2 protein-coding genes and 2 pseudogenes are annotated in these 3600 nt (G+C 53.3%); 3 read left to right on the top strand and 1 reads right to left on the bottom strand.

Annotated features, from left to right (window positions below; genetic code table 11):
• Positions 1-456: pseudogene (locus ABX962_RS32615) on the top strand (DNA polymerase IV); the annotation flags it as partial.
• A gap of 103 nt (positions 457-559) precedes the next feature.
• Here the strand turns inward: ABX962_RS32615 and ABX962_RS32610 are convergent.
• Positions 560-1429 (bottom strand): helix-turn-helix domain-containing protein, encoded by an 870-nt coding sequence (locus ABX962_RS32610; protein WP_372725870.1) that lies wholly within the window; start codon positions 1427-1429, stop codon positions 560-562.
• 281 nt (positions 1430-1710) lie between these two features.
• Between ABX962_RS32610 and ABX962_RS32605 the strand changes: the two genes are divergently transcribed.
• Both ABX962_RS32605 and ABX962_RS32600 read left to right on the top strand, forming a co-directional pair.
• A complete protein-coding gene (locus ABX962_RS32605) occupies positions 1711-2994 on the top strand; it encodes an L-rhamnose isomerase (RefSeq protein ID WP_372725869.1) in 1284 nt (427 codons plus the stop codon).
• 178 nt (positions 2995-3172) lie between these two features.
• Positions 3173-3600, top strand: a pseudogene (locus ABX962_RS32600) (hypothetical protein); the annotation flags it as partial.

The raw sequence follows: 3600 nt of genomic DNA, 5'->3' as shown, positions 1-3600 counted from the left end.
GTTCCCGACCGCGAAGCCAAGTCCATTTCGCACGAGACCACCTTTCACGCGGATGTCACCGATCGCGAAGTTTTACAGGCGATCCTGTTGCGATTGACCGAACAAGTGGGCCGGCGATTGCGTCGCCATGATCGTTATTGCAATACCGTGTCCTTGAAGCTGCGGTTCAGTGATTTTCAGACACTCGCCCGTTCGGCCGCTCTCGCTTCGCCAAGCAATTCGACGAACGAGTTATGGGAAACCGTGCGTGACAAATTGCTCACTCGGATTCGCATCGATCAACCGGTTCGGTTGGTCGGCATGGGCGTGAGCTCGCTGGTCAGCTCACGGACTCGCCAACTTGATCTGTTCGATGACAACGATCGGCGTGACGCGCAGGTGGACCAGACCACCGATTCGATCCTTGACCGATTCGGCAAAAATGCAATCCGTCGTGGCACGACGCTGGAATCTTAAGCTCGTCGATAGCGGGTCTGACGTTCTGCGTCTGACGTTCTGCGTCCCTTGCAACCGAGCGGATGGAGTGCGGATGGCGGAGCGTTTTTGTACGTGATCGAATTTAAGAGGCGACGGTCGACTGGCTGCGATACTCGCGAGGACTGCACTGCATTGTTTTTCGGAATTGTCGCGAGAAATAATTGCTGTCGTTAAAGCCAACTTCAAAGGCAATCTCGGTGACTCCTTGGTTTGTCGTGCGAAGCAATTGTGCCGCGCGGTCGATTCGCAACCGAATCAAATGGGCAATCGGCGTACATCCCATCGCGGATTCAAACGCTCGCAGAAAACTTCGTCGTGACATCTGGGACAATTCAATCAAGTCATCCAATTGAATTGGCTCGGTAAAGTGACTCTCTAAATGCGAAATCGCATTGGCGATGCTCAACAGCGAGATGGAATCAACATTCTTTGTCCGTCCGTAACATCGTGAAAGATGGCCAACGATTTGCATGAAGGTTGCAGTCGCAATGAACTGAAATCCACTCGTTCGATCACGCAGTTCGCTGTCAAGTTGCTGAATCAAATCCACGGCGGTGGCAAGTTCCGACCGGGTGACTTTTAATCGGCTTTTGAACTGGTGCTGGCGTCGCCACGTGGGTTCGAGATGAAACAACGCGTGATATCCCGGTAACGAGGGAAGATCGTGCAGTCGCAGCGACAGTGCTTCCTGCTGAAACAGGATGTTGGTTAGCTGCAACCGGTTGGTGTTCAAATAGTCATGGGGCCGAGATCCACCAATCACGAACACATCCCCCGTGGTCAACGGCCACGAATCTTCACCGGTGACGTGAAGTCCCTCACCGCCGGTGACGACCACGATTTCGGAAAATTCATGGGTATGGATTCCAAACGATTCTTGCGGATCTCGGCGTTCCACCGCAATTGGAAACCCATCCTCGTGGAACCAGTCTTCATTTTTCAGGATTTGCATGGTGGTTTCCCCGCTTTTTGGTTCCGGGGGCATTACGAACGCGCGGTCGAGCCACGGAATGGGGCCAACAGAATCGACGCCGGTGGCATTATTGTGCTAGTAAATGACACGATAGTGAAGGTGGGAGCCCAAAAACTACATTATCGTCTTCGTATTGCCCCTAAGCTTAAAAGGTCTATTCAGGAAGCGAATGCCTTTGGGGGGCCTCATTCGCCCACGATTCGGGCTCGGAATGCGTTTTTGAATGCGACTGGTTCATTACGATTGAGGAAACTGCCGCGATGGTTAAATCTGCAAACATGGAAACCGCTTACCGATTAGCGCACGAGCGGTACGAGTCGCTTGGCGTTGACGTCGACGACGTAATCGAGCGATTGAAAAACGTCGCGATTTCGCTGCATTGTTGGCAGGGGGATGACGTCGCAGGCTTCGAAGACAACGGCAGCGAATTGGGCAGCGGATTGGCCGTCACGGGGAATTACCCTGGTCGCGCTCGCACTGCCGATGAACTTCGCCAAGACTTGCAGATGGCCTATTCGCTGATTCCTGGCGATCATCGTCTAAACCTGCATGCTTGCTACGGTGAATTCCACGGTCAAGTTGACCGCGATGAAATCGGGGTTGCTCATTTCGAGGGCTGGATTCAATGGGCAAAAGAGCAAGGCGTCAGCCTCGATTTTAACCCGACCTTCTTTGCTCATGAAAAAGCGTTGGACGGTTTTACGCTTTCACATCAGGACGCGGGTGTTCGTCAATTCTGGATCGATCATGGGATCGCATGCCGTCACATCGCTGCGGAAATGGGCAAGGCACAAGGCAACCCGTGCATCAATAACTTTTGGGTTCCTGACGGTTACAAGGACACGCCTGCGGATCGCAAATCACCACGCGAACGATTGGCCGCTTCGTTGGACCAAATCTTTGCCGAACCGGTTAGCAACGACCATACGCTCGATGCCGTGGAATGCAAATTGTTCGGGATCGGGTCGGAGAGCTACGTGGTCGGTTCGCACGAATTTTATCTTGGTTATGCAATTTCACGCCAGAAATTGCTCTGTCTCGACGCCGGACACTTTCACCCCACCGAAGTAATCTCGGACAAAATATCGTCCGTATTGATGTATGTTCCCGAAGTGCTTCTGCACGTCAGCCGCGGGGTGCGTTGGGACAGCGATCACGTGGTCACGTTCAACGACGAACTTCAAGCGATCGCTCACGAAATTGTGAGAGGCAAACATCTCGATCGCGTGCACATCGGACTCGACTTCTTTGACGCCAGCATCAATCGGATTGCGGCGTGGGCGGTCGGTACCCGCAATGTGGTGAAGGCTTTGTTAATGGCGATGTTGGAACCTACAGAGACACTGCAACAATTTGAACGCGATGGCGATTACACGTCGCGGTTGGCGATGATGGAAGAATTGAAATCGATGCCGTTTGCCGCCGTCTGGGACTATTACTGCCAAACCACTGGCGTGCCCGTGGGGGCCGAATGGCTCGATAAAGTGCGTGAGTATGAATCAACGACGCTGTCGTCGAGAGCAAGTCAAACGGCTTCGGCCTGAGACGAAGCTCCGCTGAATTTAGTTTGCCGATAACGAAATTCGCAGCAACATTCGGGATTCGAATCCAGGGAGCGAAACGCTCTGCACGGTTTCAAAACCGGTGACTTTCATGCTGCCGGCTTTACGAATTGCATGCGTCAATCATAACAACCCAAGCGAAGTCTAAGGAAACAACTGGATGAACGAAGCCTTGGCCGACACCGTTGATGAACGAGTTGCTGAAGAACATACCGGTGGTGAGTACGAACGCCAACGCGTCCCCGACAAAGCGTTACTAGGTGCCGGGAAATTCTGGGGCATGTATGCTGGCGAACACGCAGCAGGCACCGAATTTATGATCGGGCCACTGTTTTTGGCCGCCGGAGCGAGCCTCGCCGATTTGATCCTCGGGTTGCTCTTAGGCAACATTTTGGCGGTGTTGACGTGGCGTTACCTTGTCACTCCGATTGCGATCTCCAAACGATTTACGCTCTACTACCAACTCGAACGGATCGCCGGCGGATCACTCGTGAAGCTTTACAACGTCGTCAACGGCGTGTTGTTCTGCTTCCTAGCCGGCGCGATGGTGACGGTTTCGGCCAGCGCGGTCGGTGTACCATTTGACAT

Source organism: Novipirellula sp. (genome assembly GCF_041583735.1).
GTDB lineage: Bacteria > Planctomycetota > Planctomycetia > Pirellulales > Pirellulaceae > Novipirellula.
This window is presented reverse-complemented; position numbering and strand designations above follow the sequence as displayed.